The following is a 23,788-nucleotide window of genomic DNA, read 5'->3' on the forward strand; positions in this document are numbered from 1 at the left end:
TCCTATAATTCCTATTACTTATACCTTCAACCATAATGGCGGTAATGCGATCCTACTTCTCTTCGGTAATCTGCACCTTCACTTGCGCGGTCACTTCCGGATGAATCTTGATCGCAATGACGGTAACGCCAAGCGTGCGAATGGCATCGTCCATCTGGATCTTGCGCTTGTCGACGGAGAGACCTTGCTTCTCCATCTCCTCCGCGATTTGCTTGCTTGTGATCGAACCGAACAACCGGCCGCCTTCACCAGACTTGGCCTTGATCACAACCGTCGTCTCCCCTAGCTTCGCGGCAAGGGCCTGTGCATCTTCCTTCTCCTTGTCCTTACGCTTCTTCTCGGCCTGCTTCTGCTGCTCCAACTGCTTCACATTGCCGTCAGAAGCGATAGCTGCCAGTCCTTGCGGCAGCAGGAAGTTGCGAACATACCCTTCTGACAAGTCTTTCACTTCACCCTTTTTACCTTGTCCCTTAACATCCTTCAGAAAAATGACCTTCATTCGAAAAGCCCCTCCTCTTCGTTGATTTGTGCTAATACTTGCTTCAGCTTCGCTACAGCATCCTCTACCTTGCCTTCCAACTGCACGGCCGCATTCGTCAAATGTCCGCCGCCTCCGAGCCGTTCCATGACCACTTGCACATTAATCTCGCCTAGTGAACGGGCACTAATGCCGATTAGGCCGTCCGTCCGTTCACTTACTACGAACGATGCCATTATGTCGGTCATATTGATCAATGTGTCGGCGGCCTGCGCGATGAGCAACTGCGGGTACTTGCGTCCCGGCGTCGTAACGGCCAACGCGATATGCTCATAGATCACCTCAGCATGCTTGATCAATTCGGCCTTGCGGTTGTACGCCTCCAGGTCTTCCTTCAGCATGCGCTGAATAAGGCCCGAATCGGCACCGTTGCGCCGTAGGAACGAGGCGGCTTCGAATGTCCTCGCACCCGTGCGCAGCGCGAAGCTCTTCGTGTCTACGGTAATGCCGGCCAGCAGCACCGTCGCCTCCAGCACTTCCATCGTCATCCGCTCCTGGAAATACTGCAGCAGCTCGGTTACGAGCTCGCAGGTCGAGGAGGCGTATGGCTCCATGTAGATGAGTGTAGCTTCGTTGATGAACTCTTCGCTACGACGATGGTGGTCGATGACCATAATGCGCTGCGTCATCTGCAGCAGCTTCGGCTCGGCTACCATCGAAGCTTTGTGCGTATCGACGACAACCGCTAGACTGCGTGGTGTCGTAATCTGCATCGCTTGCTCCGGTGTGATAAACCACCGATTCAGCCGTTCGTCCGACTTGATCGTCTCCATCAGCTTGAGAATCGAAGGATTGACGCCCTCCAGGACGATATAACCTTCCTTCTGGCTCATGTGAACCGCCTTCAACACCCCGACAGCGGCCCCGATCGCATCCATATCCGGGAAGCGGTGTCCCATGATGATCACCTTGTCACTGTCGCGAATCAGATCGCGAAGCGCGTGGGAGATCACCCTTGCCCGGACGCGCGTGCGTTTCTCAACCGCGTTGGAGCGTCCACCGTAGAAGGACAGCCGCTGGCCTACCTTGACGGCGACCTGATCACCGCCCCGGCCAAGCGCCATGTCCAAGCTCGTCTGTGCCAGTTGGCCCAGCTCCACCAACGTGTCCATGCCGGCGCCAATGCCAATGCTGAGCGTCATCGGCACTTTGTTCTCAATCGTCATGTCCCGGACGTCATCCAAGACGTCATACCGGGACTGCTCCAGCATACGAAGCGACTTGTTGTTCATCACAATCAGGAATCGGTCGGACGCTGTGCGCCGCAAGAACAGTTCATACTTCGTCGCCCAGCTCGTCAGCTCGCCTGTCGTCTTGGCTAGCATGAGGCTGCGGCTCTGATCGTCCATCCCTTGCGTAGCTTCGTCCAGGTTGTCCATCATGACGATGCCGATCGCAATCTTCTCTTCTTCGAATCGCTTGCTGATCGTGCTCAGAGCCGTTACGTCCTGGAAGTACAGCAGCCGCTGCTCGGCCTTGACCAGGACTTGTAGAATATGCTTACCCACGTTCAGCTCAAGCCGACCGTCCTTGTCCGTCTTGCCCTTCAAGGTCGGGAATAACTCGTGCAAGGGGTCCCCGATTAACGAATCCCGCTTCAATAGCTGGGCCATGTAGGGATTGTTCCATTGGATAGAGCGGTCTTCATCATACAGGATGATCCCGATGGGCAGCTCGTTGAACACCTCATTGCCGGCTTTCTTAACCCGGTGGGAGAGTGTTGCAGCGTATTCCGTCAAGTCTTTGCGAAACGCCTTCTCGGCTGCCAGTGTGTAGTAGGCGAGCACTCCGCCAAGCACAAGACCGACCACGCCTAATATCCACTCGTAGTAACTAAGAACACCTGACAAGAGCAGGACCAGTCCGAATACCCCGTACATATGCAGGCCGTGCCATCGATTCACTAGAAACTTCGGCATAATGTTGCTCCCTAACTCTAGTTATGCTTTTTTCTTGAACCGTTCCCGGATCGGAAAGGCTACGTCGAACAGACCAAGCAGACTGACCATTTGCATTAGAAAAGGGATCAAGACGAGTACGATTACACCCACTACGGTCAATGTTCTCGGCAAAGCCTTTGACCAGCCGCGCTCGTGTGCGATAAAGAACAGGAATCCGAATGCTTGAATGGTGAAAGCAAACAGCATGAGCGGCATTATATTCAGCAGGATCATAAAAATCATGGAATTGTCCGGGCTCGTGTACACATAACTTAAAATCAGTGCGATCAGGTAGTACCAGATCATCGACCGGGGGAGCATCCAATCCTTAGCGGGTTTCAGCCCAGGAATCGCCTCTCCACTGCGGATCAATGCTTTGCGCGCGAGCCAGTGTGTCACGATCGAGTAATACAAGGAAAATCCGATCAAGTACAACGGTAACAGTTGCGTCATCACTTGCAAGATCTGATCCAGTAATTCGGTTGGCACCATACTCTGCAGCTCTGCAGGAAGGGTCTCCAGGCTCGTTCTCATGTAGTCTCTCATCTCATCGATCACATGGAAGCCTGATACGGTCATAATCAAGAGCAGCAGTAGCAATTGCGCCAGCATCGCTACCGAACCGGCTGTCAGCACACTGCGTGCAGATGCTTTCCGCTTATACATCTTCCCGATTACGACGCTAGGCGCCAGGAAGAACAGGAATAAGATTACGGCCACGGTCCCTAGAGCCGCCACGCCGAACACGAATGAAATCACATAGACGGCAAGCAGGACGACGACGTTATGCAGTACGAACCGTTTCCAGTCCAGCCGCACGAATAACACTACAATCGGAATCATCATCAAATGGATCGTCACCAAGACGAGCGGTGTAAACGAAAGCAAGAGCAGCACCATGTAGATGAGGCTCCAAAGCAACGGCTGCTTTTTCAACAAATGTCACCTCTTACCCAAATTACTGTTCATTATATCACAAATGACAAACGCTTGCCCGATTCGTATTCCAGTTAGCGTTCACCAGAAGTTCATTCGGCCGCTTCAAAAAGAAGGGTTTTTCATAGTAAATGTAGAATATATCAAGGTTATTACATCCTAAAGATGGAGGGAATTCATGTGATTGGGAAGAAAAAGATAATGACCTCGATATCCACGCTGCTGCTTACCACTTTGCTGCTGATGAGCATCCCTATGAACGCACTAGCTGAAACCGCTAAAGTGACTTCATTCGTAGCGTTCGGCGATTCCATTACCGTGGGCTCAGAACCCGATATGAACGCTGCTGCTACTCCTTACGGGTATGTTGACCGTCTGTATGAGCAAGCCTTGTTCCGTGGACGTGCTACCGTAGCCAATCACGGCATCAACGGACTGAACAGCACCGGACTGAACAAGCTTATGCAAGCCATTGCCGCAGGTAAAGTCGTGAAGGGCACCGACCTTCAGAGTGACTTGGACGATCCGCGTAAGGATAGCCCGCTTCCGATCGATCAGATGAAGAAAGATTTACAAGCTGCTACTTATATCACCCTTACGATCGGGATCTACGATATTGGAACGGACATCATCCAGAAGTATAAGGAGATGAACGATGAGCAACTAAAGGCATTCGCTGATGAGCGGATTAAACAATATAGCGAGAACCTGAAGGCTGCCTTAACAACCATTACTACCTTAAACCCTCAGGCGAAAATCATTATTGCCGACCAGTATTCACCGATTCCTGCGGTGCTAACCGCTATCTCCCAGAAGCTGAAGCCGATTAAGGAGAACATGTCCGCTGCACTGAAAGCTGTAGTCCAATCGTTCACCGACAAGAAATTCACAGTTCAGATCGCTCCCGTCGCAGAAGCGTTCGTAGGCAGTGAGGGCCTCTTCACCCACATCAGCATTCTTGACGTGCTTCCTACGCAAGAAGGATATGCTGAGATCGCCCAAGTGTTCGCTAAGACGATCTGGGGCGACGTGAAGACTGCTGTGAAAGTAAAAGACTTGATTACTGTCGTCGTGGGCGGCCGTGTGCTGGATACGCCGTTCCTGCCGACCCTGATCGACAATTCCACGTTCGTGCCGCTACGCGAATATGCAGAGGTAGCGTTGGGTGCTAAGGTCGACTGGGTAGGCGAGACCAATACAGCCGTGATCAAGTATGGCAGCAACCAAATAGAGCTCACAATTGGTTCCAAGGTCATGAAAGTCAACGGCACGACGAAAACGATCCAAGATGTTCCGCTCTTTTATCAAACTGCAGGAGAGACTAAGACTTACATCCCGCTCCGTCTGATGGTCGAAGGCCTAGGCCTTGACGTCCAATACGTGGGTGGCAGCCATACCGCCTATATCAACCTATAATTGCACAGCACGAAGGCCGCATGCGATCCTGATGATCGCGATGCGGCCTTTTATTTGCAGCCATCATACTTTCATGAATTTCCTCATCGACAGAAGCGTCCCCGCAACGCCGAGCAGTACACCGATGCCAAGCAGCAATCCTGCGACGGAGACGAGGAATTCGTTCGGTGGAACGAGCTTGATCAGCATCAGGCCAAGCTCCACTTTACTGTAATCGTAAAATTGCCAATACCCGATTAACAGAAGCACGGCAGGTACGAGCGATCCAATAAACCCGAGCAGCGCCCCTTCGATGAAGAACGGCCATCGGATGAACCCGTTGGTTGCCCCGACGAGCCTCATGATGCCAATTTCCCTGCGACGAGCCACAATCGTCATCTTGATCGTATTCGAGATGAGGAACATGGCCGTGAACCCCAGCAGCAGCACGAACACCAGACCCGCGGTTCTTACGAAATCGGTAATTTGGAATAGCGTCTCGACGGTATCTTTACCGTAACTGACTTTGTAGATTGGCGGTGGGGTCTTGCCAGCATTGAGCGCCTCAATCTGCTGTGCCACTTGGTCAACCAGATAAGGGTCGCGTACTTCCACGGTGAACGCATCGTTAAGTGGATTCTCCTCCCCCTGGAAACCTTCGAGCAGCTCTTTGCTGTCTTCTCCCAGCTTCTCACGCAGAATCGTCAGCCCTTCTTCCTTCGAGACGAACGTGACTTTACTGACATCCGATAGACCGGATATTTGCTCCTGCACCGCCTTCACCTGTTGCGCTGGCGCATCGTAATCCATATAGACGCGAATTTCCACCTGGCTTTCAATCTGCTGCGTCAAGGAGTTAACGTTCAACGTCATCATCAAGAATAGGCCAAGGACGAACAGCGAGATGGAGATGGCGCTCACAGACGCGAAGGACATCCACCCGTTGCGTAGGACACTCTTCCCGCCTTCGCGACAATGTCGTCCCAGCGTCTCAATCTTCATAGCCGTACTCCCCTCTGGCCTCGTCCCGTACGATCTGGCCGCTTTCAATGGCGAGGACGCGCTTGCGCATCGTGTTGACGATCTCCTTGTTATGCGTGGCCATGACGATCGTCGCTCCCCGGAAGTTAATCTCTTCGAGCAGCTTCATGATCTCCCACGAGTTCTCGGGGTCAAGATTACCTGTAGGCTCATCCGCGATAATGACCGATGGATTGTTGACAATTGCCCGGGCAATAACGACCCGTTGCTGCTGCCCGCCGGATAGCTGGTTCGGGTATGCTCCAGCCTTCTCCCCCAACCGCACGAGCTCCAGCACTTCCATCGTCCGCTTCTTGATTAGCTTCTTCGATGCTTCGACCACTTCCATCGCGAACGCAATATTCTCATACACCGTCAACTTCGGCAACAGCTTGAAATCCTGGAAGACGACGCCAATATTGCGACGAACGTACGGAATTTTACGCGCCTTCAGTCTGCCCAGGTTAAAGCCGTTGACGAAGATCTGCCCCTTGGATGGGCGCTCTTCCCGATATATTAATTTCATGAACGTAGATTTCCCTGCGCCGGATGGACCGACCACGTACACGAATTCGTTGGAATCGACTTTGACATTGATGCCGTGTAATGCTGTTGTCCCATCTGCGTAAGTCTTCCAAACATCCTGCATCTCTATCAAAATGATTCACATCCCCATTCTCATAATCAAAAAAAGCCCATCACGAAAACTCCGCACGGGCCTAAAAGTTGAGTTTCAATTCAATCGTCAGCTTCCCGACCGTCGTTTTGGCGCTTGTCGCCTGCAAGTATTCCTCGATTTTGCTCGGATAAAAGCTCAAATCGTTCGTTTCCTTCAACTCGCTCACCGTGCCTGGCGGCAGTTGAAGTCCATTGTACATCAGTTCGTCAATTAGAAAGTCGATGGAGTTCTTCGTCTTCTCATTCAGTTCATAGCGGCCAATAATCTTCATTTCCGTATCACCCTGTTTCCCAACGACGGTGATCTTCCCTTCCTCGAACGTGAAGGACAACGTCTCCAGATCCTTGCTCTTCGCATGGATGAATTCGTTGAAATCCGTATCCTTGAGCTGAAACGAATAGCCTCGGCCTTTGAACACCAGGCTTTCCGGCTTCTGATCAATCAGCTCCGTCAGTTTCTTCATCGTTTCGGCCAGAGCGGAGAAATACACACGAACTTGCGGGAGCCCCTTCGTCTGCCACTGCTGATTCAGATCTTGGATCTGACCCACTACGTTGCTTTCCACCGGGAGGGCGGCCAGCTTGCGATCCAGCTCGGCCTGCAGCTCTTCTAGCTGCGTCTTTTGTGCGACGAAATGAGCCTTGAGGTCTCGAAGCTGCGTCCTTGTCACTTCAAGCTGCTCCGTGGCTGTCTTCATTTCTTTATATGCCGCTGTATATCGGTCTAGTGCTCGCTTGTCATTCTTGGCGACGATCTGTGTTTGCTCCAGCACATATAGAGCGTCCTTCCAGCTGTTCACAGACAACAACATCGCCCACACAGGCTTACGTCCGCCGTTGTAATACGCCCTAAGGACATGCTTGGCGCGATCGCGCGTCTGTCGGACTTGCTCGTTCTTCTCCTTCAGCCGTTCCTGATTCTCCACGATCTGCATCGTGGTTTGCACTTCCTTGACCGATAGACCGGCGATCTCCCGGTCGAGCTCATGGATCGTTAACCCCTGTTGCAGGAGACTACGGGTTTGTTCCAATTCGTCGGCCGCAAGAGACTGGCCACCAGCAGCAATCGCTAGCGACAAGGCAAAGCAGAGAAGGGCGAATCGTCGCAGCATGGTGCGCATCAAACTCCCACGTCCTTTCCTAGATTAAAATATACCATGAATCGGGGGAGGGTGACGATAAGAAATTGCTGCTTACAGCAATTCCTCTACAAAGGCGATGTACAGCTGAACCGCCTCCACAACTTGTGCCACTTCCACATACTCATCGATGGTATGGGCTTGCGCCAAGCTGCCGGGACCGCATATAAGCGTTGGAATACCCTTGTCGAGCAGGAAGAACGGTGCTTCGCACGTGGCCGCGAACGCTTCGACGCGGGGCGCGCCGATCCTTCCCGCTGCGGTCCGGACGCGCGAGCCAGCCCGTGTCGCGGCTTGGACCAGCGAATGCTCGGGATCGATGTGGCTCGCGGGGACGAACAAATAGTTGTCGAGCTCATATGTCACTCCGTCGCCATTCGGCTTAGCTTCCCGCAGACAACGCTCGATCTCCGCCCGCACCTGCTCCCTCGTCTCCCCCGGCAGCAAGCGCCGGTCGATCTCGACCTCGCACCAGCCGGGTACCATGCTCGGGGCGTCGCCGCCGCGAATCTGGGTGACGGCGAGCGAGGAACGGCCAACGATCGGATGCGAGCGGCTCTTCACTTCCTCGCTCAGCTTGGCCAAGCCGACGATGTAGGGGGCCATCGTATGGATCGCGTTGTCCGGCTGCTCGGTGAAGGCGGTGTGCCCCGGCGTACCGCGCGTCCGCAGCCGATACCGGGCGACGCCGCGATGGCCGACGCACAGCTGTAGCTCGGTCGGCTCGCCGATGACCGCATAGTCTGCGGTCCAATCTTCCGACAGGAATTTCTTCATCCCGGCATTCTCCCGCTCCTCATCCACGTTGAAGAAGAGGATCAGTTCGCCGCTGAATGGAAGGCCCGCCCGCTTCAGCGTGATCGCGGCGTACATCATGGCGGCCACGCCCGCTTTCATGTCACAGGAACCGCGGCCATACAGCTTGCCGTCTTCCACGGCCCCGCCCAGCGGATCGCGGCTCCAACCCGCTCCGGCGGGTACAACGTCCAGATGGCCGTTCAGGATGAGCTTGCGCCCCAATCCCGGCCGCGAGCCTGCCAGCCGGGCCACTATGTTCGGACGGCCGGGAGCGGCCCAGCTGAACTCCGCCGCAATCCCATGGCGGGTGAGCGTGTCTAGGACGAAGACGGCGACTTCCTCTTCGGTTGTCGTCGGATTCTCGCTGTTCCGGCTGATCAACGCCTGCACCAGCGCGATCAATTCCTCGTTCTGAATCTGTACCTGATTTTGCCTCTGATCCTGTTCCTGATCCTGTTCCTGATCCCGATCCTCGTGCTGATCCTGCTTCTGACCCTGCTCGTCCCCCACTGGCATCATAACTTGCCCCCAATTCTAATCATTTTTGCCTCTCGCCTGCACCTGCAACGTTCCCACGACCTGTCCCTGCCAAAAAAAAAATACTTCTCTCCTATTGTACATAGAAGAGAAGCAACGCGGACAGGCTTTATTTCTCGTAGGCCTGGTATGTTTTCTCATAGATCTTCAAATATTCGTCCAGCCCCATCTTCTTGATCGTGCTCACGTACTCGTCCCACTTGTCGAACCCGACTTTACCGGAGATGAATTTCGCCTGCATGTCTTTCATGTAGGTGTTCAGGTCGTTCTCCAGAATGCGAATCCGCTCGCTGTCCTCGTTCGCGAATACGAATGCCGCCCAAAGCTTCTTAGGGGTGAACGGAAGCAGATTCAACCCGGCCTTCTTCGTAATTTCCCCAATCGCGTGGTCGCCGAAATATTTGTCCCCGGCTACTGAAGGGTTGGCGCCTCCGCCCCATACGACGTATTTGCCAAGCACTTCTTCCTTGTTCTGGCCGTTCGGGTTGTTCGCGACCTCGTCCGTGTATTTGACCTTGCCATCCGAGCCGGTCGTGTACGTCTTCCCTTCAATCCCCATGAAGTACAGCTTCTGACCCTCTTCCCCATAGAAGTAATCGACCCACCGCATCGTCGCTTCCGGGTTCTTGTTCTCCTTCGTGATCGTGAACGTCCCGACCGCCGACAGAATCGTATTCAAGCTCGCGTACAGCTGATCGCCTTTCGGCCCCTTGAGGGCTGCGGATAAGCCGGCAAAGTCGTTCTCATGCTCCTTGCCTACATACGCGTTGTTCGTCGCGAAGTTCACCCCGATCAGATCCTGGGCACCCTTCGCCGCCAGATTCGGCAGTGTCATGGTGAAAATCTCCTGATCCATCAGCTTCTCCGTGTACAGCTTGTTCAGGAACTGCAGCAGTTCCTTGTACCGGTCGTCGGTCTGAATGAATCGCAGCTTGTTCGTGACCGGATCGATGTCGACCATCGGATGATGACCGCCGCGCGTACCAAGCCCGTAGGCTCCCTTCAACGCTTCGATCACGGGCGTAAGCAACTGGCCGGAGGAGAGCGGAATTTCATCGGTTTTGCCGTTCTTGTTCGGATCTCTTTCCTTGAACGCTTTCAATACGGTGTAGAGCTCGTCGATGGTCGTCGGTTCTTTCAGATTCAAGTTGTTCAGCCATTTCTGGTTGACGAATATTTTGCTGGACAGGCGGGAAGGTGTCGCAGACACCAAGTAGGGCAAGGAATAGATTTTGCCATCCGGCATCGTCACGCCTTTCTTCACATCGGGGTTCTCGTCCAGAATTTTTTTGAAATTAGGCGCGTATTTGTCGATTAGATCGTTGAGCGGAATGAACATCCCTTGACCGCCGTACTTGATGAGCTCGGACCCCGACATCCCAATCTTGAATAAAGCATCCGGCAGCGTCCCTGCGTTGAGCAGCAAGTTCTTCTTCTCCGTTACATTCGCCTGCTGGACGACGTCCCATTCGATATGAACGCCGGTCATTTGCTCGTACACCTTCCACATCTCCACATCCTTGAACTCACCTTTGTTGTACGGGCCGGCCATGGCGAACATCTTGAGCGTCACCGGCTTATTCACAATCGGCATTCCGGGGGCGGCATTCAAGTAATCCGGCCCGGTTCCCTTCTTCCCGTCTGTTGTTTTCTTGGCCCCATCCTCTGAGCCTGAACCGCTGCACCCGGCGATCACCGTAACGGCCATGACCGAGGATAAGACGGCACCTGCTAATCTCTTCCGATTTCTCATCTAACATACCTCCCTTTTATATGAGCAAGCTGTAAATCCTTCGTCATGCTGCACCTACCCCTTGATAGCGCCGATCATAAAACCTTTGACAAAATACTTTTGCAGAAACGGATACACGATCAGCGCTGGGACGCTCGCCACGATAATGATCGCGTACTTGATGCCTTCTGCTAACATCTGTTTGGACGCCAGCGTGTCAACATCCTCCATGATCTGCTCCGACATCTGGTTCTGGATCAAGATCTCGCGAAGCACCAACTGCAGCGGGAACTTGGCCCGATCGGACAAGTAGATCAAGGCGTTGAAGAACGCATTCCAATGAGCGACACCGTAGAACAGCACCATGACTGCTAGGATCGGTTTGGACAGCGGCAGGATGATGCGGATCAGCACACCGATATTCGAGCACCCGTCTACGAAGGCCGCTTCTTGCAGCTCGCCCGGAATCGAAGTCTGCAGAAACGTGCGCATGATGATAATGTTGTAGATCGAGACGGCGCTCGGGATGACCATGGCCCAGAAGGTGTTCACCATTCCCAGCGACTTGACGACGAGATAGGTGGGAATGAGCCCCCCGCTGAAGAACATGGTGAACACCAGAATGCCGGTAATCCAATGCCTCCCTGCAAAATCCCGTCTGGATAACGGATACGCGGCGCAGATGGTCATAGTTAAATTGATAAGGGTGCCGACTAGCGTATACAGAATTGTATTGCGGTACCCGATCATAATGCTCGAGTCGCGAAATACCATGCGATATGCATCCAGCGTCACCTGCTTCGGAAACAGCCACACATTGCCCTTGATGACCTCGAGCGGATTGCTGAAGGATGAGCTCAAGATGAAGAGGAGCGGATAGATGACAATGACCGTAAGCAGGATCAGGATGAATGTGTTGACGGCGATGAATATTTTGTCGTTTGTCGATTTGGCTATGGAATCCATGTACGGAAACACCTCCTTACCATAGACTGGTCTCGCTTGTTTTGCGGGCAATCGCGTTCACTACGATGAGCATCGTGAAGTTAATGACTGAGTTGAACAGCCCCACCGCTGTGGAGAACCCGTATTCCGCCCCCAGAATCCCGCTCCGGTACACGAAGGTGGAGATGACGTCCGAGCCGACCCGGTTCAAGTCGTTCTGCATCAGGAATACTTTCTCGAACCCGACGTTCATGACAGAGCCGAAGTCGAGGATGAATAAGATGATCGCGGTCGGGATGAGTGCGGGAATGTTAATATGCCGGATCCGCTGCATGCGGGTCGCTCCCTCCATCACCGCGGCTTCGTGAAGCTGAGGGTCTACGTTGGCCAAGGCCGCCATGTAGATGATCGACCCCCAGCCCATATGCTGCCATACGCCGGACAACACGTAGATCGTCTTGAATTTCGAAGCGTCCCCCATGAAATAGATTGGTTCTCCGCCGAACAGTTCGATCACCCGATTCACGATTCCGGTCTGCGGCGACAGGAACATGACCACCATCCCTACCAAGACGACCGTCGAAATGAAATGTGGGGCATACGTAATCGTCTGCACCGTCTTCTTGAACCGTTTCCCCCCGACTTCGTTCATCATAAGCGCCAGCAGAATCGGAAGCGGGAAGCCCATAAGCAGCTGATACAGGCTGAGCCCGAGCGTATTCCAGATCAAGTCCCAGAAGTAATAGCTTTTGAAGAAGCGTTGAAAATGATCGAGCCCGATCCATGGACTGCCCCAAATCCCTTTGGTGGCGATGTAGTTCTTGAACGCAATCTGTACGCCGTACATTGGGGTGTAATGAAAGATCGCGACGTACGCCAAGACAGGGAGAATGAGCAAATACAAATCCCAATTCCTTCTTAGCTGCCTCCTAAACGATGATAGGATGACTTGCACCTGGGTACCCCCTCCTTTATTGTCAAAATGGTCAGACAGAATAAAACGCTTACATTCGTTTCGAGCCGAACGATTACATTTCGACCCCCAGCTTGTCGTCCTCCACGACTACTTTGTAGCTTCGCAATCGGACCTTTTCCTTCACGAGCGATTTTCCCGTCTTCAAGTCGAATTCCCAGCCATGCCAGGGGCACCGGATAATCTCTCCCTTCCGCCCGAACTTGTACTCATACACCCTCGATTCCAGGGTCGTGCCGCATACGGGCCCCTTGCAGATTTCCGCTCCCTGGTGCGGGCAATAATTGAGCACCGCATAAAATTCGCCCTTAACATTGTAAATACCAATCGAACGGCCTGCAATTTCAAATACGCGATGATGACCTTCGGGGATTTGGTCCGGTTCGGTCACATAATGTACGGTCATCGTCTTGTTCCTTTCCTATAGCTTGTATAATTGCTTGGCATTCTCGTAAAAGATCCGGTGTCTCGCTTCCGGTGGCAGCCAGCTCAAGATGTGGTGCGGCGAATCAAAATCCCAATGCGGATAGTCGCTCGAGTAGAGCAGCATATTCTCGGCGTCGATCATCTCGAAGATGCTCTTCAGGTGCTTCGGATTGGCCGGTTCTTCGATCGGCTGTGTCGTGAAGAAGCAATGCTCGCGGATGTACTCGCTTGGCATCCGCTTGAGCCACGGGACCTGCGCTCGCAGCGCCATGTAGTTCTTGTCCAACCTCCACATGAGGTGCGGCAACCAAGCGACCCCTCCTTCGATGAACACGAATTTCAGCCCCGGGAATTTCTCGAAGACACCTTCACATACGAGGCTCGTGAGCTGGGCCATGAAGTTCTGCGACAAGCACGTATGCCATTCAATGTACCATGTGGGATACCCTGCCGCCGTCGGCGGATTCGCCTGACCCGCCCCTTCTGCTCCTGGATGGACCGCAACCGGTAAGCCATTGCGCTCAGCCGCTTCGTAGATCGGGTGAAAGTAGCGTTGCCCGAGCGGCATCCTTGTGGCGCTGCTCATGATGACCTGTACCATGCCGGGATGCGACCCCAGTCGGTCAATCTCTCTGGCCGCCAGGAAAGGGTCCTGGGCCGCTACCAGGATCGATCCTTTGAAGCGCGAATCTTTGCTGAGCCACGTGTCGATGAGTAAATCATTGTAGGCGCTGCACACGGCAGCCGCAAAGTCCGGCTCGTGCCCGACCGATATGCTGAACAGATTGCCGGTCAAGATGACATGATCCATCTTATACATATCAATCAATTGCTCAATAACAAAATCAGGATCGGAACCTACTTGTCCGCCTCCGGGCGGGATCGCGTCCTTTCGTCCGACTCCGATCGGCGAGTGGTAGCCGGAGAACATCAGACCTAAGCCGGATTCTGCCACCCTGCTTTTCCAGGGCTCCTCCAAGTATGGAACAAGGTCCAAATGGCTCTTTAATGCGTTATGCACGTCGCAATCGATCACTTTTGATTTGGGTATCATCGCGGGTCTCCTCGGTCTATTGTCAGAAGTGTTCTGTAATGCGATTGTAATATATCCCGTTGTGTAGTACCATGAACTTAACCACTTTTATTTGAACGATTCAATCCTTCATCCAAAAATAATTCAGAGAAGGTGCCGCTTTCATGCTGGGAATTAAATCTGTTATTTTCGACGATCGCATTGAGAACTGGCGTATTCCGGATAATCCCGTCCCTCACAACATCATGATCTACATGGTTAGCGGGAAAGTGACGTACTCGTTGAACGGAGAAAAGGTTGTGCTGTGCAAAGGGGATGTGCTGTTCATCTCGGAGGGGACGTTCCGTGCTTGCGATAACGACCCGGAAGGACCGCATCAGAAATATTCCGCGCACTTCCGCGGGTCTGGCCATCCGGTCTTACGGCCATTGCTTGAGAACGCCTATCTGTATGGGCAAATCCGTAATTCCGACTATTTCAAGCAACGATTTTCCATGCTGCTGTTGGAATGGTTCGATCGCGGGGACGGACATGATCTGATCTGCGAGGGGGTATTGCTGGAGTTGCTCGGCTTGACGCTCAAGAGCATCCGGAGGAACGAAGTGACGGTACAAAAGCAGGAGTTGTTGAATCAACTGCAGACATACATCCTGCATAATCATTGCAAGCCGCTGCGGTTGACCGATCTGGCCGATCATGTGCAGCGGTCGCCTAATCACATTACGAAGATTTTCCGGCAAGTGCTGAAGCAGACGCCGATCGACTATATTCATCAAGTGAAAATCTCGATCGGCTACGAGATGCTGCGTAACAATCGGCTGACGGTGGCCGAAGTGTCCGACCATCTGGGCTATTGCGAGCAGTCTTACTTTCACCGCATCTTCAAGAAGTTTACCGGTGTGGCGCCCTCTGCCGTGCAGAAAGGCGGCCCGCCCGCCTTCTTCCCGCATTTGCCGAGTGACCGGCAGGAACACTAGCAGTGGGGAAAACCCTGACCGGGGAGGATATGGCGATGGGCATTGACCGCTGTTGTCATGTCGCTTCATGCCTCCTCCCCGAAAAAAGGTTAGAAAAAAAACACCCGATAGGGTGCACCGCGACACGTATCCTTGTCAGGCTCAAAGCCAAGAATCACGTGTGTAGTATAACCGGATCCCTCGTATCCGCCAAAAATATACACCCTCCTCTAGGGAAAGCGATTCCTGGCTTCGGGTACAGTTACGGCGAAGGAAACGAATGGAGTTTACGATACTTCGAAGGATTCATTTTAAAATATTTCGTAAACATCCGGCTGAAATACAGACCGTTCTCGTATCCGCACTGGCGGGCAATCCGGTCGATAGAATAATTTGTCTGTACAAGCAGCGATTTCGCCTTTTCCATCCGAATCGAGTACAGGTACTTGGAAGGCGGCACAGCGTACACGGCCTGAAACCGACGGGTAAACTGCACCGGATGAATCCCCATGTATTCCACGATATCTTTCATTTGGACATCGCGAAAAGCGTGACGCTCGATCATTTCCTTCGCTTCTTTCATCAACGGGTCGTTGACGATACTGCCGTATTGGGCAAGAGCTTCCGCCTCCATGCAGAACAGCAGCCACAGATCGTAAACGAAATGGGACGCCCAACTCAAATGATCGTTCCGGTTCATCCGGCTTGCCCAGAGCAGATGCCTGAAATTGTTGAACAGCCGGTCCCGCTCGGAAGGGGTGAACTTGAAGGAGAACAACCGGCGAAGCTGGTTCGTCAAATATTCTTCTCCAAGTTTGTCTTCCCCGGCATAATAAAATTTGATATAGAAAAAAGTGAGGGGTGTAACCATTTCGCGGTGAAAATCGTTGTACGGCGGACATAGGATTATATCCCCTGTCGTTGCTTCGCCGGCTAGTTCCCCGATCTCGTACCGGAAGCAGCCGGCTTCGACGGCGATCATAATCCAGCATCGCTCCTGCTCCACCTGCTGCACGAATGCCTGCTTATCTTTCCAATAGCTGCTGCTGATCAAATGAATCGGATGGATGAGCATCGCCGGATTCCCCCTTCCTTATGCCGAGCTTGCATCCATGGTACTCTAGATTCATCCCCCCATCAATAGTGCTGTTGGATCTTAGTGTCTTCCAATCGTCAACATCTTACTTTTTCATTTCCGATTCGATATATTTGTTAATCTGCTCCTCCGCGTCACGGAGCGCCGTGTTAATATCTTTCTTGCCTTGATACACCGGTACAAGCGCAGCATTGGTGAAAATCGACTTAGCCTGCCCGTCATACGCCGTCGAGGGTACCGGCTTGGCTATGGTATCCTGGAAGAAAGCGGACAAGTTCTTGCCTTCCATCCCTTTCAAATCTTTCGCGTACTCTTTCTTGACGCTCTCCTTATTGATGATCGGGATTCTGCCCTGACGCGCCATAATCGTCTGCACCTCGTCAGACAACAGGTAGGCGATTACCTGGAAAGCGGTATCCTTATTCGGGGACGACGGCGGAATCACATAGAACGGCGCGTTCATCTGGGAGCTAGTAGCACTCATCCCTTCGAATCGGGGCAGCGATACGAAATCGACGTTCAGGCCGGCCTCCATCGCCACGGGCAATTCGGTAATATAATTCGGTCCGGTACGCATGGCCACCGTCTGGTTTTTCAGAAAATTGGCTTTCTCATCGCCGGCTTGTTCGTTGCCTGCGATTTTGTAGAAGGAGGTCATTACGTCCAGCCAACGTTTCCAGGAGTCGGTATTGATGGCCGCCTTGTTTGTTTTCGGATCGACGAAGCCGAGCGCCAGCTGGTCCTTGTACACCACGTTAAGCGCATTATATTGGAAGCCCCTGTATTGAACGCCACCATCGGATCTCGTCACCTTCTTGGCGATGTCGAGCAGTTCTTCCCAAGTCATGCCGTCCTTCGGATAAGGAACCGCGAATTTATCGAAGATGTTTTTGTTGTAATAGATCGCATTGTTGTTCAGCTCGAACGGCATCATCAGGAATTCCCCTTTGTCGGAAAATCCCTTTACCGCATCCACGGCACCGGGAACCAGGCGATTGAGGTCAAAGTGGTGCTTCTGGATAAGAGGCGTCATGTCGCCGAGCAGACGCAGCGTTCTCAAATCCTGCAGGCTGCCGAGCGAGTAGGAGATCAGATCGGGGGTTTGCCCTCCGCCCAAGACGTCGGATATGGTTGAGCCTTTAGCGTCCTTGATCGTTTTTAACGTGACATGAGGAAACTTCTTCTTAACGAGCGACTCGATGGTTTCCGCCAAAACGATCGAATTCCCATGGGTAAAAAACGTTAGAGTAACCGGGGCAGGCGGTACCCCGGCGTCGGCTTCGTTGCTCTTCTCTACGGAATTGCCGGATTTGCCGCAGGCCGTAGACATGACAGCTACAAGACTTACGATAATCATCAAACTTAAGAACTTGCGACCCATATGCAACATAATGGACCCACCCTCTCTAATCTCCTATTGTGAAGCCTTCCTCATTTAGTACAGATTTGCCCCTTGCTTCTGCAACGATTGCTGTACCTTTGCCGCCTGAATCTGGCGCGGGTTGACGTTGTCTTGCACGCAGAGCGCCGCTGCGGTACCCGCTGCTTGTCCGATTGCGATGGCGATCGGCTGCACCCGGATAGCCGAATGCGCTTCATGCGTGGCCGATATCGGGCGGCCGCCGACGAGCAGGTTCTCGATGTTCAAAGGAATCAGGGAGCGCAGCGGAATATCGTACCATTCCCCCGGCTTTAGTTTTTGGATGACGGTTCCGCTGCCCGTCGGGTTGTGGATGTCGACCGGGTATGCGCCGCGGGCGATGACATCGTCGAACTTGCACGCCGAGAGCAGCTCTTCGGCCGTCAATACGTGTTCTCCCATTACCCGCCGTGATTCGCGAACGCCGATTTGCGGGGCAGTCGTCTGCAAGTAAGCGTTTTCAAACCCTGCAACATTCCGTTTCAAAAAGGCGACCAGCTGCTGTACTTGACGTCTTCCTTCAATTTCGGCCTCGGTCAGTTGCCACGGATCGATCGCGTCCTTCAATATGACCCGGGTCGTATTGAAATGGATAACGTCCGGCTGGTTCGCATAAAACCAAAGCACATCCTCGCGCGGGCAATCCAGCTCCCCCCGATCTTTCGCCTCCAAGTATAGTCGGGTAATTTCATGTTTGTCCGGCATCCGCGGAATGTCGACATCTGCCATGCGGAAATTAAGCGTCATCGGTTGACTGTTGCTGTCCACTGCACGCCCTTTCTCCACGACGGCTCCGGCCAACGACGCCAAGTCCGCGTCGCCTGTTGTGTCAACGAATATCCGTGCACTCATGTTGACAAGCCCCGCCTTGTTGGCCAATTGAATCGTTTCGATCGTCTTTCCGCCCTCGCTCATCTTCGCTCCTGCAAGAAACGTATGATACAACAGCTTAACTCCGGCTTCGAGACACAGGTGCTCGGCGACATATTTGAGCGCCTCCGGATCGAACGCGTTTCTCGCTTTCGGATGCCCGTACATGCCGAGCCCGGTCATGCCGTCGATCAATTCCTGAAGCACGCCGAATATGATTTGTTGTCCTCCATCCCCCGCTCTGTACGACATCCATGGATTCACCATCATGGCTGTTCCCGCTCCGCCAAGAAAACCGTAACGTTCGACAAGCAGCGTCCTGGCTCCTTCGCGGGCCGAAGCGATCGCCGCGGCGATGCCGCTCGGTCCGCCCCCCGCAACGATCACATCGAAATCCGTATCACTGTTCCGCATGTATTTCCTCTCCCATCCTGTTGTATATGCATTTATTTAATCACTCCCATTAAAGTATAAGGTGAAGTTGCGGAACTTAACGATACAACAATTTAATATTATATGCATTTATTTTCATGATTCCGAGTTTAAATCTCGGATACCGTTGGCACTCCTTGTCCTCATACTCCAGCTTGATCAACCAGTCCGTATAATCGGCGAGCGTGCGATTCTCTATTTGTGCAACCAAATTTTCTATGTCGTTTGCGGGCAGCGATCCAGCCTCGTTCGGCAAAAATAGTCCATCTCCACTCCAACAATCGCTTTCTGCATAGTACCCACTTCCCGAATCTCAACTGACCAACAAAAAACAGGCAACGCTAAGTGCGCTGCCTGCCTTTATATCAATCTTAGTTATCAGTTGTGTAAGGGAGCAAAGCGATTGTACGGGAACGCTTGATAGCGATCGTCAACGCACGTTGATACTTCGCGGAAGTACCGGTTACACGGCGAGGAAGAATCTTCCCACGCTCGCTGATGAATTTCTTCAGCGTCTCGATATCTTTATAATCGATGTGCTTGATTTTGTTAACGGTGAAGTAGCAAACTTTACGACGCTTGTTGCGTCCGCCTTTGCCACGGGAGAATTTACGCTCGCCGCGCTCTTCGTTGCCAGCATCTCTTCTGTTGTTCATGCTCATGCGACTGTCATTCCTTTCTACCTAAAATGGTAAATCATCATCTGAAATATCGATGGGCTTGCCATCGTCTGAGAACGGATCTGAATTATCCCGTGTATTCCCGCCGTTATTACGGTTGCCACCGCCACCGCCGCCGCCACCATTGCCACCACCATTGTTATAGCTTCTTCCACCTTCAGAAGGAGCTTCTTCCCGGTTGCCGCCGCTGTTAGACGACTCCAGAAAACGAACGTTATCCGCGATTATCTCAGTCACGTATACACGTTTTCCTTCGTTATTGTCATAATTGCGTACTTGAATACGGCCTTCAACCGCAGTCAGCCGCCCCTTGCGTAAATAGTTCGCGCATGTCTCAGCAAGCTGTCTCCAAGTTACAATATTGAGAAAATCGGCTTCCCGTTGTTGGTTTTGTTGGTTGGAGAACGGACGATCTACCGCAAGCGTGAACTGAGTCACGGCAACCCCTGCTGGAGTATAACGCAATTCAGGATCTCGCGTAAGACGACCGATCAGAATAACACGATTTAACAATTCAAATTCCTCCCCATCACGATCGGTTCACTCGGCGTTCCGAGATTAAGCGACGTCTTTAACGATCAGGTAACGAATGATTTCATCGGAAATCTTCATCACACGGTCAAGCTCCGCGATAACAGCTGGGGTCGCATTGAAATGTACCAATACGTAGTGCCCATCACGCATCTTGTTGATCTCATACGCTAGACGGCGTTTACCCATAACGTCATGCTTTGTGATTTCGCCACCGTTGTTGATGATGCCTTGGAATTTTTCGACTGTCGCTTGAACAACTTCTTGTTCAATATCCGTACGAATAATGTACATCACTTCATACTTGCGCATGCTTCTTTCACCTCCTCTTGGACTTAAGGCCCTCGTTCAACGAGAGCAAGGAGCGAGACTTGCTATTCAAAACTCGCACTTTAATATAATAACAGAACACCCGGGCCATTACAAGCAACTTGTCCTCCCGCGTCACCCTTCCCTTGTAGCATTGGATAGTGTTCCCATGGTTAGAAGAGCTCGACCGGGAGGACACTAGGAAGGAAGAACAAGTATACTGATTTCTCACGGAGGTATCCATTATGGGTGAACAAACAGAATTCAGGCCTGGCCAGCGGGCCCCGAACGACGGAACTTATATCGAAATCGGCGACAGAGATATCCACATGGGGATAAACAACCCGCAACAAGTTACGCTTCAGGCTGGGGATAAGTTCCCGCAGACCACCAATGAAGACCGTATGTGGAAAAAGAAAAAGCAACTGGACTAAACATCCAGCCCTACAGCCTGTCCGAGGAGAGCATCTGCTCTCCTTTCTTCATGTTCTTCTTATCATGCAGTTCTTATCCCACACTCCCATTTTCACTCATCAAAAAACGACCCCGAAGGGTCGTAGGTTTGATATGTATGGCGGAAAGAGTGGGATTCGAACCCACGCACGCCTCGCGACGCCTAGCTGATTTCGAGTCAGCCCCCTTGGGCCTCTTGGGTACCTTTCCGCGTTAGCCCTGCCGCATACAGAAAATGCGGACAAAAACTATTGTAGCACAACCCTCCTTTGAATAGCAACCGAAACTTTTCGCCTTATTATCGGTTCATTCCACTACTTCTGATCGAGAGACTCCCCTTTGGAGGCCAGCACTTTCTTCATCTTTTTCTCGAACTCCAATCGCGGAATTAATACGCTGTGCTTACAGCTCACGCATTTGATCCGGATATCCATCCCCATTCGGATGATCTCCCATTCATTCGTTCCGCACGGGTGAGGCTTCTTCATCTGCACGATGTCGCCTAATTGAAACTGCTTCCGTTCCATCTCTGCACCCTCCCTCCTTCATTACGTAATTCTATTTAGACTTGCGTACGGAATTTCATTCCTTTTTCATCAAATGTCTTCTTAATCAACGCATTCATCTGGCGGGTCACCGCTGGCTGTGCGTTCGGTTTGCATTCCGCAATAACCCGAATGACCACTTCTGTGGCGCTCATCGTTTGCACACCTAGCACTTCAGGCTCTTCCACCATATTATCGTTTGCCTCATAGCCCTTCTTGAGCGTTTCCTTGATCAGTACAATCGCACCATCAATATCGACGTCATGGGCAACGGTTATATCCAATACGGCCATGGAATTGTTCACGGAATAGTTGGTCACTTGCACGATGGACCCGTTCGGAACAATGTGCACCTCTCCCGTCCAACTACGGATACGTGTAACACGGATACCAATTTCCTCGACAGTCCCTTTGTTCGCCCCAATCTGCACGACATCCCCAACGGCGAATTGATCCTCGAAGATGATGAAGAACCCGGTAATGACGTCTTTCACCAAGCTCTGAGCACCGAAACCAACCGCTAGTCCGATGACGCCAGCACCCGCGAGCAAGGGAGCCAGATTGAAGCCGAATTGATTCAACACCATCATAATCACGATAAAATTAACTACATAAGCAATGATATTGCCTACTAACTTTCCTAAGGTCTTAGCCCTGCGGGGATTGAACTTAAGCGGTGACCGCTCTCGATCTATCATAACATGATTCAATGCTTTCGTTGCCATCTTGTTCACGAATCGGCCTACGATCAGGATCAAGAAGATTTTTAGAATGATCGCTCCATAATGAATCCAGAACATAGGATCGGCAATTTTGTCCCATAACTCCTGCTTGAACGCGCTCCACTTCGAAGCTGATAAAGAATCTAACACTGTTCTCTCTCCTTCTGCTAGGACGACCGAAGTTCTATCCTTAATCCAATTTGACGTATCCACCCTCGACTGGAGTGAATATGCCGCGTATCTCTACATGCTCACTTTGGATAATCCCTTTGACCTCATCCAGCGAGCTGCCCGGAAACTCAATGCTTAATGCGCAGCCTGCTGTTATTTCCTTGGGCGTTGGTCTAATGTCAATTTCGATATCGGCATACTCAAGCAGCATTTCCGTTCTCAACGCTTGTTGGGTCGAATCAAAAGCAATAACGAGCAGCCCGTTCAACATGTGCATGACCCTTCCCTTCTCACTTCGAGGAAAATAGTTGAATCTCCCAAATCACACGTATAAAACCTTTCTTTTATTCGTATACTAGTAAAAATTACAAGCATGCGGAGGAACCTTATGAAGTTCTCGTTAGGATTTCAGAACAAAACCGAGTCCGTATTAAGCAAATTCAACTATACCGATACTAATGTGACTGAGCATCTCACTCAGAGGCTCTACGATTACTTTATAAGTGTCCCCTCTTATAAGAGCATTGTATTCGTATGTATCGGTACCGATCGCTCCACAGGCGACTCGCTAGGCCCTCTTGTAGGCACTCATCTCTCCAAGCACCACTATTCCGGTCTGCATGTATTCGGTACACTGGACGAGCCTGTTCACGCTATGAATTTGAACGACACCGTCCAGCACATAGAACGCTTGTTCCCTGACGCTTATATAGTAGCGATCGACGCCTGTCTCGGCCAATTAACAAGCGTGGGACATATCACGGTGGCAGATGGTCCTGTCAAGCCAGGTGCTGGTGTTCAGAAGGAATTGACCCCTGTTGGCGATATGCACCTCACGGGCATCGTTAATGTCGGCGGATTTATGGAATATTTCGTTCTGCAGAACACACGACTCAGTCTCGTGATGAACATGTCCGAGATCATGGCTCGCACACTCTTCCGCGCGATGTTAATGAGCCAACGGATTCACGCCTTCAGCTACCCGAAGATCGATTAATCGCTTCTTTTTCTTCCGGAGACAGCGCGTAGGATGATTGCCCTTTATCCAATGGCTTGGCGTAAATATACGTCTCGTCGCGTGTGTGAATACCGGTCAATACGACCCCATCCTGGGATTCATCGACAATCGCGACTGAAAAGCTCAGATCGCTACCCCGATCACCGAATGCATTATACCGATGCACACCCACTTTTGATTTCATCTTTTTCGCGGCCGCTTCCAAATTGGACAGGCGGCTTTTCTGTTGCTCAGATTCCGATGCGGTTTGCTCCAGTCTTTCGTTAATTTGCATCAGCAATTCTTCGATATTGTCTACGCTTCCTTTATTCATGACTTGCATATAGTTGTTGCGTAACTTCCGCAATTTCACGGATAACCTTATCGAGCTGATTACTAGTAWGCATACAACTACCCCTAATCCCAATGCCACCCATGCGACTGCACTCAGAGACAGCCAGTCATCCCAATTCATCCATTTGCCCTCTCTTTAATCCGAATCAATCATCTGTATCG

The 23,788-nt window shown here is 52.0% G+C and carries 26 protein-coding genes and 1 tRNA gene; 4 read left to right on the forward strand and 23 right to left on the reverse strand.

Features of this window, described 5'->3' with window-relative positions; genetic code table 11:
* Positions 1–52: 52 nt before the first annotated feature.
* Genes rplI through AC1DWB_RS19205 form a run of 3 tightly spaced genes read right to left on the reverse strand, consistent with a single transcriptional unit; the run spans position 53 to position 3,414 of the window.
* On the reverse strand, positions 53–499 hold the full coding sequence (gene rplI / locus AC1DWB_RS19195; RefSeq protein WP_477542699.1) for a 50S ribosomal protein L9: 447 nt from the start codon (positions 497–499) through the stop codon (positions 53–55).
* Positions 496–2,457: a DHH family phosphoesterase gene (locus tag AC1DWB_RS19200; protein WP_477542700.1), complete on the reverse strand. Its 1,962-nt coding sequence runs from the start codon at positions 2,455–2,457 to the stop codon at positions 496–498. The genes rplI and AC1DWB_RS19200 overlap by 4 nt, the downstream gene beginning before the upstream one ends.
* Before the next feature lie 21 nt (positions 2,458–2,478).
* Positions 2,479–3,414, reverse strand: coding sequence for a DUF2232 domain-containing protein (locus tag AC1DWB_RS19205; RefSeq protein ID WP_477542701.1), 936 nt, complete (start codon positions 3,412–3,414; stop codon positions 2,479–2,481).
* A 180-nt stretch (positions 3,415–3,594) separates the two neighbouring features.
* On the opposite strand from AC1DWB_RS19205, the gene AC1DWB_RS19210 reads away from it, so the two are divergent.
* Positions 3,595–4,830: an SGNH/GDSL hydrolase family protein gene (locus AC1DWB_RS19210; protein ID WP_477542702.1), complete on the forward strand. Its 1,236-nt coding sequence runs from the start codon at positions 3,595–3,597 to the stop codon at positions 4,828–4,830.
* 63 nt (positions 4,831–4,893) lie between these two features.
* Here the strand turns inward: AC1DWB_RS19210 and ftsX are convergent, their stop codons facing one another.
* The 9 genes from ftsX to AC1DWB_RS19255 form a co-directional block, all read right to left on the reverse strand.
* Positions 4,894–5,811, reverse strand: coding sequence for a permease-like cell division protein FtsX (gene ftsX, locus AC1DWB_RS19215; protein WP_477542703.1), 918 nt, complete (start codon positions 5,809–5,811; stop codon positions 4,894–4,896).
* Positions 5,801–6,487 (reverse strand): cell division ATP-binding protein FtsE, encoded by a 687-nt coding sequence (ftsE, locus tag AC1DWB_RS19220; RefSeq protein WP_477542704.1) that lies wholly within the window; start codon positions 6,485–6,487, stop codon positions 5,801–5,803. The genes ftsX and ftsE overlap by 11 nt, the downstream gene beginning before the upstream one ends.
* Before the next feature lie 61 nt (positions 6,488–6,548).
* Positions 6,549–7,628, reverse strand: coding sequence for a coiled-coil domain-containing protein (locus tag AC1DWB_RS19225; protein WP_477542705.1), 1,080 nt, complete (start codon positions 7,626–7,628; stop codon positions 6,549–6,551).
* 72 nt (positions 7,629–7,700) lie between these two features.
* A complete protein-coding gene (locus tag AC1DWB_RS19230; RefSeq protein ID WP_477542706.1) occupies positions 7,701–8,963 on the reverse strand; it encodes a M20 family metallopeptidase in 1,263 nt (420 codons plus the stop codon).
* A gap of 127 nt (positions 8,964–9,090) precedes the next feature.
* Positions 9,091–10,734, reverse strand: coding sequence for an extracellular solute-binding protein (locus AC1DWB_RS19235; RefSeq protein ID WP_477542707.1), 1,644 nt, complete (start codon positions 10,732–10,734; stop codon positions 9,091–9,093).
* A 54-nt stretch (positions 10,735–10,788) separates the two neighbouring features.
* The gene (locus AC1DWB_RS19240) at positions 10,789–11,679 is read right to left on the reverse strand and encodes a carbohydrate ABC transporter permease (RefSeq protein ID WP_477542708.1); all 891 of its coding nucleotides are present in this window, start codon (positions 11,677–11,679) and stop codon (positions 10,789–10,791) included.
* A 16-nt stretch (positions 11,680–11,695) separates the two neighbouring features.
* Positions 11,696–12,613, reverse strand: coding sequence for an ABC transporter permease (locus tag AC1DWB_RS19245; protein ID WP_477542709.1), 918 nt, complete (start codon positions 12,611–12,613; stop codon positions 11,696–11,698).
* A gap of 73 nt (positions 12,614–12,686) precedes the next feature.
* Positions 12,687–13,037, reverse strand: a complete 351-nt coding sequence (locus AC1DWB_RS19250; protein WP_477542710.1) for a Rieske (2Fe-2S) protein — start codon at positions 13,035–13,037, stop codon at positions 12,687–12,689.
* Between the two features lie 15 nt (positions 13,038–13,052).
* A complete protein-coding gene (locus AC1DWB_RS19255; protein ID WP_477542711.1) occupies positions 13,053–14,111 on the reverse strand; it encodes an amidohydrolase family protein in 1,059 nt (352 codons plus the stop codon).
* A gap of 143 nt (positions 14,112–14,254) precedes the next feature.
* On the opposite strand from AC1DWB_RS19255, the gene AC1DWB_RS19260 reads away from it, so the two are divergent.
* On the forward strand, positions 14,255–15,067 hold the full coding sequence (locus tag AC1DWB_RS19260; RefSeq protein ID WP_477542712.1) for an AraC family transcriptional regulator: 813 nt from the start codon (positions 14,255–14,257) through the stop codon (positions 15,065–15,067).
* A 241-nt stretch (positions 15,068–15,308) separates the two neighbouring features.
* Here AC1DWB_RS19260 and AC1DWB_RS19265 read toward each other — a convergent pair whose 3' ends face one another.
* The 6 genes from AC1DWB_RS19265 to rpsF form a co-directional block, all read right to left on the reverse strand.
* On the reverse strand, positions 15,309–16,121 hold the full coding sequence (locus AC1DWB_RS19265) for a helix-turn-helix transcriptional regulator (RefSeq protein ID WP_477542713.1): 813 nt from the start codon (positions 16,119–16,121) through the stop codon (positions 15,309–15,311).
* 106 nt (positions 16,122–16,227) lie between these two features.
* Positions 16,228–17,532, reverse strand: coding sequence for an ABC transporter substrate-binding protein (locus AC1DWB_RS19270; protein WP_477542714.1), 1,305 nt, complete (start codon positions 17,530–17,532; stop codon positions 16,228–16,230).
* 45 nt (positions 17,533–17,577) lie between these two features.
* Positions 17,578–18,846, reverse strand: coding sequence for an FAD-dependent oxidoreductase (locus AC1DWB_RS19275; protein WP_477542715.1), 1,269 nt, complete (start codon positions 18,844–18,846; stop codon positions 17,578–17,580).
* Between the two features lie 389 nt (positions 18,847–19,235).
* Positions 19,236–19,520, reverse strand: a complete 285-nt coding sequence (rpsR, locus tag AC1DWB_RS19280; RefSeq protein ID WP_477542732.1) for a 30S ribosomal protein S18 — start codon at positions 19,518–19,520, stop codon at positions 19,236–19,238.
* Positions 19,521–19,547: 27 nt separating this feature from the next.
* Positions 19,548–20,057 carry a single-stranded DNA-binding protein gene (ssb, locus tag AC1DWB_RS19285; protein WP_477542716.1) on the reverse strand — a complete coding sequence of 170 codons (510 nt, stop codon included), beginning with the start codon at positions 20,055–20,057 and terminating at the stop codon, positions 19,548–19,550.
* A 45-nt stretch (positions 20,058–20,102) separates the two neighbouring features.
* On the reverse strand, positions 20,103–20,387 hold the full coding sequence (rpsF, locus tag AC1DWB_RS19290) for a 30S ribosomal protein S6 (RefSeq protein ID WP_477542717.1): 285 nt from the start codon (positions 20,385–20,387) through the stop codon (positions 20,103–20,105).
* A gap of 242 nt (positions 20,388–20,629) precedes the next feature.
* On the opposite strand from rpsF, the gene AC1DWB_RS19295 reads away from it, so the two are divergent.
* Positions 20,630–20,818: a YjzC family protein gene (locus AC1DWB_RS19295; protein ID WP_477542718.1), complete on the forward strand. Its 189-nt coding sequence runs from the start codon at positions 20,630–20,632 to the stop codon at positions 20,816–20,818.
* Positions 20,819–20,956: 138 nt separating this feature from the next.
* Here the strand turns inward: AC1DWB_RS19295 and AC1DWB_RS19300 are convergent.
* The 4 genes from AC1DWB_RS19300 to AC1DWB_RS19315 all read right to left on the reverse strand — a co-directional run bounded on the left by AC1DWB_RS19300 (position 20,957) and on the right by AC1DWB_RS19315 (position 22,552).
* A tRNA-Ser gene (locus AC1DWB_RS19300) sits at positions 20,957–21,047 on the reverse strand.
* 104 nt (positions 21,048–21,151) lie between these two features.
* The gene (locus AC1DWB_RS19305; protein WP_477542719.1) at positions 21,152–21,364 is read right to left on the reverse strand and encodes a DUF951 domain-containing protein; all 213 of its coding nucleotides are present in this window, start codon (positions 21,362–21,364) and stop codon (positions 21,152–21,154) included.
* A gap of 35 nt (positions 21,365–21,399) precedes the next feature.
* Positions 21,400–22,254 (reverse strand): mechanosensitive ion channel family protein, encoded by an 855-nt coding sequence (locus AC1DWB_RS19310; protein WP_477542720.1) that lies wholly within the window; start codon positions 22,252–22,254, stop codon positions 21,400–21,402.
* A gap of 40 nt (positions 22,255–22,294) precedes the next feature.
* On the reverse strand, positions 22,295–22,552 hold the full coding sequence (locus AC1DWB_RS19315) for a putative Se/S carrier protein (protein ID WP_477542721.1): 258 nt from the start codon (positions 22,550–22,552) through the stop codon (positions 22,295–22,297).
* A gap of 111 nt (positions 22,553–22,663) precedes the next feature.
* Between AC1DWB_RS19315 and yyaC the strand changes: the two genes are divergently transcribed.
* Positions 22,664–23,272 (forward strand): spore protease YyaC, encoded by a 609-nt coding sequence (gene yyaC / locus AC1DWB_RS19320; protein WP_477542722.1) that lies wholly within the window; start codon positions 22,664–22,666, stop codon positions 23,270–23,272.
* Here yyaC and AC1DWB_RS19325 read toward each other — a convergent pair.
* Entirely contained in the window at positions 23,250–23,747 is a 498-nt protein-coding gene (locus tag AC1DWB_RS19325; RefSeq protein WP_477542723.1) for a DUF4446 family protein, read from the reverse strand. The two genes, yyaC and AC1DWB_RS19325, sit on opposite strands and share 23 nt — an antisense overlap.
* Positions 23,748–23,788: the final 41 nt, after the last annotated feature.

Source organism: Paenibacillus sp. P4_E11, from assembly GCF_056401635.1.

What these genes read in the sequence shown, in the direction of transcription:
- rplI (WP_477542699.1), bottom strand. Translation starts at nt 499, where the DNA reads ATGAAGGTCATTTTTCTGAAGGATGTTAAGGGACAAGGTAAAAAGGGT.
- AC1DWB_RS19200 (WP_477542700.1), bottom strand. Translation starts at nt 2,457, where the DNA reads ATGCCGAAGTTTCTAGTGAATCGATGGCACGGCCTGCATATGTACGGG.
- ftsX (WP_477542703.1), bottom strand. Translation starts at nt 5,811, where the DNA reads ATGAAGATTGAGACGCTGGGACGACATTGTCGCGAAGGCGGGAAGAGT.
- AC1DWB_RS19225 (WP_477542705.1), bottom strand. Translation starts at nt 7,628, where the DNA reads ATGCGCACCATGCTGCGACGATTCGCCCTTCTCTGCTTTGCCTTGTCG.
- AC1DWB_RS19230 (WP_477542706.1), bottom strand. Translation starts at nt 8,963, where the DNA reads ATGATGCCAGTGGGGGACGAGCAGGGTCAGAAGCAGGATCAGCACGAG.
- AC1DWB_RS19235 (WP_477542707.1), bottom strand. Translation starts at nt 10,734, where the DNA reads ATGAGAAATCGGAAGAGATTAGCAGGTGCCGTCTTATCCTCGGTCATG.
- AC1DWB_RS19240 (WP_477542708.1), bottom strand. Translation starts at nt 11,679, where the DNA reads ATGGATTCCATAGCCAAATCGACAAACGACAAAATATTCATCGCCGTC.
- AC1DWB_RS19250 (WP_477542710.1), bottom strand. Translation starts at nt 13,037, where the DNA reads ATGACCGTACATTATGTGACCGAACCGGACCAAATCCCCGAAGGTCAT.
- AC1DWB_RS19255 (WP_477542711.1), bottom strand. Translation starts at nt 14,111, where the DNA reads ATGATACCCAAATCAAAAGTGATCGATTGCGACGTGCATAACGCATTA.
- AC1DWB_RS19260 (WP_477542712.1), top strand. Translation starts at nt 14,255, where the DNA reads ATGCTGGGAATTAAATCTGTTATTTTCGACGATCGCATTGAGAACTGG.
- AC1DWB_RS19265 (WP_477542713.1), bottom strand. Translation starts at nt 16,121, where the DNA reads ATGCTCATCCATCCGATTCATTTGATCAGCAGCAGCTATTGGAAAGAT.
- AC1DWB_RS19270 (WP_477542714.1), bottom strand. Translation starts at nt 17,532, where the DNA reads ATGTTGCATATGGGTCGCAAGTTCTTAAGTTTGATGATTATCGTAAGT.
- AC1DWB_RS19275 (WP_477542715.1), bottom strand. Translation starts at nt 18,846, where the DNA reads ATGCGGAACAGTGATACGGATTTCGATGTGATCGTTGCGGGGGGCGGA.
- rpsR (WP_477542732.1), bottom strand. Translation starts at nt 19,520, where the DNA reads ATGAACAACAGAAGAGATGCTGGCAACGAAGAGCGCGGCGAGCGTAAA.
- rpsF (WP_477542717.1), bottom strand. Translation starts at nt 20,387, where the DNA reads ATGCGCAAGTATGAAGTGATGTACATTATTCGTACGGATATTGAACAA.
- AC1DWB_RS19295 (WP_477542718.1), top strand. Translation starts at nt 20,630, where the DNA reads ATGGGTGAACAAACAGAATTCAGGCCTGGCCAGCGGGCCCCGAACGAC.
- AC1DWB_RS19305 (WP_477542719.1), bottom strand. Translation starts at nt 21,364, where the DNA reads ATGGAACGGAAGCAGTTTCAATTAGGCGACATCGTGCAGATGAAGAAG.
- AC1DWB_RS19315 (WP_477542721.1), bottom strand. Translation starts at nt 22,552, where the DNA reads ATGCACATGTTGAACGGGCTGCTCGTTATTGCTTTTGATTCGACCCAA.
- yyaC (WP_477542722.1), top strand. Translation starts at nt 22,664, where the DNA reads ATGAAGTTCTCGTTAGGATTTCAGAACAAAACCGAGTCCGTATTAAGC.